We start from the raw sequence: 6190 nt of genomic DNA on the forward strand, positions 1-6190 counted from the left end.
CTGCTAATCCGTGATCTCGTCAAGACGGTAACCCATTCTGGAAGAAATGTTGTTGGAAGCTTCAATGACGAGTTGCTTGATATTTGCCAATTGCTCAATAAGGTGAACTTCAGGTCCAACGACGCCAATTGCGGCGATGGGATAACCATGTATATCAAATATGGGTGCGGCTATGCCCGTCACTCCCAGATTGGTTTCATGGGAGCTGGCAAATACCCGGTCCCGCCTGATTTGCTGCAATCGCTCACGTAAGAGAACGGGATCTGTAACCGTGTGCTTGGTGTATGCTTTAGCAGGCAGGGACAAAATATGGTCAATTCGAGACTCGGGGAAAAAAGCCAGCACCGCCTGGCCCAGAACGCCGTACAAATACGGCCGACGCAGCCCGACGAGCGTACCTACACTTAAGCCTTCATAATTTTCATTTTCTCGTTTATAAACGTAAAAAATTTCTTCCTTCTCCGGTAAAGCCATCAGGATGGTTTGCTTCGTTCGAAGGTGAAGCTCATCCAAGAACGGCTCCGCCTCTTGCCGTACGTCAAGGGTGGAAGATTTAAGCATCGAAAATTCCAAAAGCCGCAAACCAGGTTGATAGGTTAACGAAGTGGCGTCAAATTGGACTAACCCTCTGCGTGCAAGGGTATATAAAATGCGATAAACCGTATTTTTGGGCAGATGGGCAATTGCCGAAATTTCTTCGATCGTAAGCGAAGTGTTTCCGGCACTGAACGCCTGTAGCACATCGATCGCCCGGTCAATGGTTTGGATGGAGTTCATATTAATGTCCCTCATGTTAAAAACCCCCGATGATCATGGATAATATTGCATGATTTAGCCTGTGGGATTATTGACACCTACAGGCAACCATGTTAACTTATATCATATAGAATTAAAATGAGTAATACAACTCAAAAAATGAGGGGATGTTATGAAGTGAAAATTGTTCTATTCAATGACTATATACCTGGAGTAGTAAAGGATGATCGCGTACTGGATGTTAGCGGTATCGTTCCCTGGGATGCGGCTAAACCGCAGGAATCCCTTGTAAATTTGATTGTGCGATTTGAATATTTCAAATCCGCCATTGATCGGGGGCTGGCATACGCCGATTCGTACGCATTGCACCAAGTGAAATTACGCCCTCCCGTTCCGAATCCAACGAAAATCGTGGCGGCGCCGGTGAATTATTATCTTCACCAGGATGAAATGAACGAGCAATTCAATAACGCGGAGTACACGATTGAAAAACTAGGCTTCTTTTTGAAAGCGCCTTCTTCAATCATCGGTCCCGAGGATACCGTCAAATTGCCGTTTAAAGACCGCAGGACGGACCACGAAGCGGAGCTGGCGTTCGTCGTCGGCAAGAGAGCGAAGGATGTGCCCGCATCGGAAGCCTATAAGTACATATTCGGCTATTTCGCCCTGATGGACATCACGGTCAGAGGCAAGGAAGACCGCCCATGGCGCAAATCCTTTGATACATTTACGCCGATCGGGCCCTGGATTGTAACGTCGGATGAAATCGGGAATCCTAATGAGCTCGGATTTCGCTTATGGGTGGATGAGGAGCTCCGGCAGTCGGCGAATACCAAGGACTTGATATACGATTGCTACAAGTTTTTTGAAGCGGCATCGGCAGCGATGACACTGGAGCCGGGGGACATTCTTACAACGGGAACGCCCGAAGGGGTCGGTCCTATCGAGAAAGGCAACAAGGTCCGGATTCAAATCGACCGGATCGGCGAATTTTCGGTTTCTGTCGATTACAAGTAACGGAGGTGACGGGATGAAAGAATCAGATGAGCTTAAAGCATTTGATGCGAAATTGCAGAGCGAAAACCTGGGGCCGCTGTGGTCGTCGATCCATGCCTTAAATACGATTGAGCCGAAAGCGAAGCCGATTCCTTATTTGTGGAAGAAAGCGCATATCGAAAGGCATCTGGAAGAAGCGGCGAGATTGATGGAGGTCGGAGGCGCGGTGGAACGCAGGGCGGTTTTCCTGATCAATCCAGGTATGAAGGATTTGCAGCCTTTGGGCTGGGGAGGAGCTACCCAAACGCTGTATGCGGCGGTTCAGGCCGTGAAGCCCGGGGAGATTGCGCCGGCACATCGGCACACGACGACGGCCTTGCGGTTTATTATGAAAGGACGCGGGGCCGAAGGAAGGGTGGATGGGGAGAAAATCCCGTTTGAACCAGGCGACTATCTGATCACGCCGACATGGGCCTGGCACGATCATGCGAACCAAGGCGATGAAACGGTGCTCTGGATGGATTGCCTGGATACGCCCTTCACCATGTACATGAATGTGTGCTTCACGGAATTTCATCCCGACAAGCAGCAGCCGTTGCAAGTCCCGGACGATTATAGCGCGCAGCGCTATGAGGGGGGCATGGTCCGCCCGGTGTCCGACCGTACTCCGCAAATCGCGCCGTTAGGCCGTTACAAGTGGGAGCAAACCAGTCGGGGATTGGAAGGATTAAGCCGGTTCGATCCGGACCCGATCGAAGGCTATGCGGTGGAATATATCAACCCGTCGACGGGCAAGGACGCCAACGACCGCATCGGCGCCCGCATGCAGAAGCTTCCTCTGAAGTTTCGCGGGAAAGCCCACCGTCATGTACACAGCTGCGTGTACCATGCGTTCAAAGGAAAAGGCTACACCGTGATGAACGGTGTGAGGTTCGACTGGTCGGAAGGAGACTTCTTCGTTATCCCTTCCTGGACATGGCACGAGCATGTGAATACTTCGGATGAAGAAGAAGCGCTCCTGTTCTCCACCAACGATCTGCCGATTATGGAAGCATTTCAGTTCGAAAGAGCCGAAGAACTCCAGGAGCATGACGGGCACCAACAAATACAAGAGGTTTTTGAACCGATTCTTTAATAGATGAAATGGAATGATAAAGAACTAGAAGGGAGCGATTCCACGTGTCGCAACATCCAATTGTGATTGTCGGCGCAGGGCCAGTCGGATTAACGGCCGCCACCATTTTAACTCAAGCGGGATTGCCGGTCATCGTCGTAGAGAAAAGCAATGCGCCAAGCCGGGAATGGCGGGCTTCTACATTCCATGCAGGAACGCTTGAGCTGCTGGAACCGTACGGAATCGTTGAAGAATTAATGAGCCGTGGATTGCTAAGTGAGAAAGTGCAATACCGGGATCGGAAAAACGGCTTGTATGCGGAATTTGATTTCAATCTGCTCAAGGATGATACGAAATATCCGTTCCGTCTGCAATGCTCGCAGGCGACATACGTACAGTTATTGTTCGAGAAACTGAAGAAGCGCGCGAATGCCGAATTGAGGTTCGAGGCCGAGATTACAGGCTTTACCCAAAATGAAAGCGTTGTCACAGTTTCGGTCAAGACGCCAAACGGAATGGAACAGCTTCAAACGCCGTATCTCCTTGGTGCGGATGGAGCAAGAAGCGTGGTCCGCAAAACGCTTGGCTTCGCATTCGACGGATATACGTTTGAAGAACGCTGGCTGCTGGTAGGTACGCCTAACGCACTCGATCAGTACATTCCGGGCTTGGCGTATGTCAATTACATTTCCGATCCGGAACAATTCTTGTTCATGCTTCGCGTACCGGAAGCATGGCGCTTCCTGTATCCCGTGCCTCCCGAAATACCGGATGAGGTCGCGCTCAATATGGATAACATCCAGCGAACGATGCGGGAAGCCTTACATACAACGGATCACTTCCCCGTCGTTGAAAATACGCTGTATCGCATCCATCAACGCGTCGCGGAGAATTTTTATGAAGGAAGAGCGATTCTGCTCGGGGATGCGGCTCATCTGAACAGCCCGATGGGCGGATTGGGATTGAACAGCGGCATCCACGATGCGGTAGACTTGAGTATCAGGCTTATCCGAATCGTTAACGGTGCCGATCGGAAAGCCGAGTTGGACAAGTACAGTGACGCGCGCCGGCGTGTGGCGGTCGAATATGTCAAAAGCATCAGCGAGAAAAATACCCAAGTTGTGAAAGAAACGGATCCGGAACATCGTATAAAGCTGCAGCGGGAGATGGCCGAGCTCGCTAACGATCCGGTCCGCGCCAGACAGTGGCTGCTTCGTTCGGCGATGATCGCGAGCATCCGCGAACAAGGAATCGGCGATGCGCCGTAATCGATCGACGATTAGAAGCCAAGCGCTTCATGCCGAGGGATAAAACCTGAAGCGCAATCCATTGGCTGATGCAGGGAAGCTGACGATTGTGAATGCAAGCCATGCGGACGCGTTTATGCCCAAGTAAGCCGGCCGTAAAAACCCAATGAAAGAGGAGAGCCATGCAGGATAACGAAATCGTGTTCTCGCTGAGGAAGATATCCAAAAGTTTTCCTGGCGTCCTGGCGCTGAACGATGTCTCGGTTGACTTTGTGCGGGGAGAGGTACATGCGCTTCTGGGAGAGAATGGGGCGGGCAAGTCTACCTTAATTAAGGTGCTTGCCGGAGCCCACGCTCCTGACGAAGGGGAAATTCAAATCGGCGGGGAGTGCTACAAAGAGATGACGCCCCGTCTGGCGAAGCAACTGGGGATCCAGGTGATCTACCAGGAATTCAATCTGATCCCGACGCTGTCGGCTGCGGAAAATATATTTTTGGGCGATTTCATCGGCAACGGCTGGCTGGTTGACAAGAAAGCGATGGTCAACAAGACGAAGGAGCTGCTCGACAGCCTCCAGATCCAATTGGACCCGCGCCGTCTTGTACGGGACATGTCCCCGGCCCAGCAGCAGATTGTTGAAATTGCCAAAGCGATTTCCAAAGACGTCAAAATCCTGGTCATGGACGAACCTTCCGCCCCGTTGACCATCAACGAAGTGGAAGCGATGTTCAAGATCGTGCGCGTGCTCAAAGAGAAGGGCGTCACCATCATTTATATTTCGCACCGGATGGAAGAGTTGTTCGAAATCTCCGACCGCATAACGGTCATGAGGGATGGCCGGTACGTTTCGACCCAAGCAACCCAAGCGACGAACCGCCAGGAGCTGGTCAGTCTGATGGTCGGCCGGGAGCTGAAGGAAACGTATCCGTCCCGCAGCATAAAGCCGCAGCAAACGCTGCTCGAGGTCAATCGTTTAAGCGGCAACGGCTTTGAGCATATTTCCTTCCAGTTGAAGAAGGGTGAAATTCTCGGGTTTTCCGGCTTGGTAGGCGCCGGACGGACGGAGCTGGCGAGGGCGTTGTTCGGGGCGGATCCCGCCCACACGGGCGACATTGTGTTCGAGGGGCAGAAGGTGAACGTGAGATCTCCGCAAGATGCGATCCGGTTAGGAATGGGACTGATCCCGGAGGACCGGAAGCAGCAGGGGGTCATCCTGAGAAGCACGGTGAAACGGAATATTACGCTGCCCAGCTTGAAGTTTCTGTCGCGGTTTGGGGTGGTCAAGACGAAAGAAGAGCTGGGGCAGGCGGAAAGCTTCAAGAACACCTTATCGATCCGAACCCCTACCTTAGAGCAGAAAGTGAATCATTTGAGCGGCGGCAACCAACAAAAGGTGGTGCTCGCCAAGTGGCTGGCCAGGGATTGCAAAGTGCTGATCTTTGATGAGCCGACACGAGGGATCGACGTCGGGGCCAAACAGGAAATTTATAAACTGATGTGCAGCCTGGCGGAAAGCGGAGTCGGCATCATCATGATTTCGTCCGATATGGAGGAGCTGCTGGGGATGTCGGATCGGGTGATCGTCCTCTCCAGCGGCAGAATGACCGGGGAGCTGGGAAGGGAAGCGTTCGCGCAGGAACACATCATGGACATGGCGTCACAGCATTGAAGCGGAGGAGATGCGATATGGCACTGAACGAATTTTTTAGGAAATACGGCATATTTATCGTGCTGGCGCTATTGTTTATCTTGTTTTCATCCATGACGGAAGCATTCTTGACGATCAACAATTTGCTCAATATTCTGCGTCAGGTTTCGATGATGGGGATAGTCGCAGTCGGGATGTGCTTCGTCATGATTGCGGGGGGAATTGACCTCTCGGTCGGTGCGCAAATCTCCTTGGTCAGTATACTGACCTCTTGGCTGATGGTCCATGCAGAGGTGCACCCGGTATTGGCGGCGGTTGCCGGAGTGGCGGCGGCGACGTTGGTCGGGTTCGTCAACGGCTATCTGTGGGTGACGTTAAACATCCACCCGTTGATGATAACGCTGGCTACGATGACGATCGTGACAGGG

The 6190-nt window shown here is 52.1% G+C and carries 6 protein-coding genes; 5 read left to right on the top strand and 1 reads right to left on the bottom strand.

The window, feature by feature from the left end; genetic code table 11:
- Positions 1–3: 3 nt before the first annotated feature.
- Positions 4–792, bottom strand: a complete 789-nt coding sequence (locus JMF85_RS16650) for an IclR family transcriptional regulator (RefSeq protein ID WP_127604147.1) — start codon at positions 790–792, stop codon at positions 4–6.
- Between the two features lie 141 nt (positions 793–933).
- On the opposite strand from JMF85_RS16650, the gene JMF85_RS16655 reads away from it, so the two are divergent.
- The 5 genes from JMF85_RS16655 to JMF85_RS16675 form a co-directional block, all read left to right on the top strand.
- Positions 934–1773 (top strand): fumarylacetoacetate hydrolase family protein, encoded by an 840-nt coding sequence (locus JMF85_RS16655; RefSeq protein WP_141335865.1) that lies wholly within the window; start codon positions 934–936, stop codon positions 1771–1773.
- A 13-nt stretch (positions 1774–1786) separates the two neighbouring features.
- Positions 1787–2887 carry a cupin domain-containing protein gene (locus JMF85_RS16660; RefSeq protein ID WP_127604143.1) on the top strand — a complete coding sequence of 367 codons (1101 nt, stop codon included), beginning with the start codon at positions 1787–1789 and terminating at the stop codon, positions 2885–2887.
- 44 nt (positions 2888–2931) lie between these two features.
- Positions 2932–4134: an FAD-dependent oxidoreductase gene (locus JMF85_RS16665; RefSeq protein WP_155614106.1), complete on the top strand. Its 1203-nt coding sequence runs from the start codon at positions 2932–2934 to the stop codon at positions 4132–4134.
- Positions 4135–4295: 161 nt separating this feature from the next.
- On the top strand, positions 4296–5783 hold the full coding sequence (locus JMF85_RS16670) for a sugar ABC transporter ATP-binding protein (RefSeq protein WP_155614105.1): 1488 nt from the start codon (positions 4296–4298) through the stop codon (positions 5781–5783).
- Between the two features lie 17 nt (positions 5784–5800).
- A partial coding sequence (locus JMF85_RS16675; protein ID WP_201318555.1) for an ABC transporter permease occupies positions 5801–6190 on the top strand: 390 nt, incomplete at its 3' end.

Origin of the sequence: Paenibacillus sp. EPM92, assembly GCF_016586185.1 — a bacterium.
Lineage (GTDB): Bacteria > Bacillota > Bacilli > Paenibacillales > NBRC-103111 > Paenibacillus_G > Paenibacillus_G validus.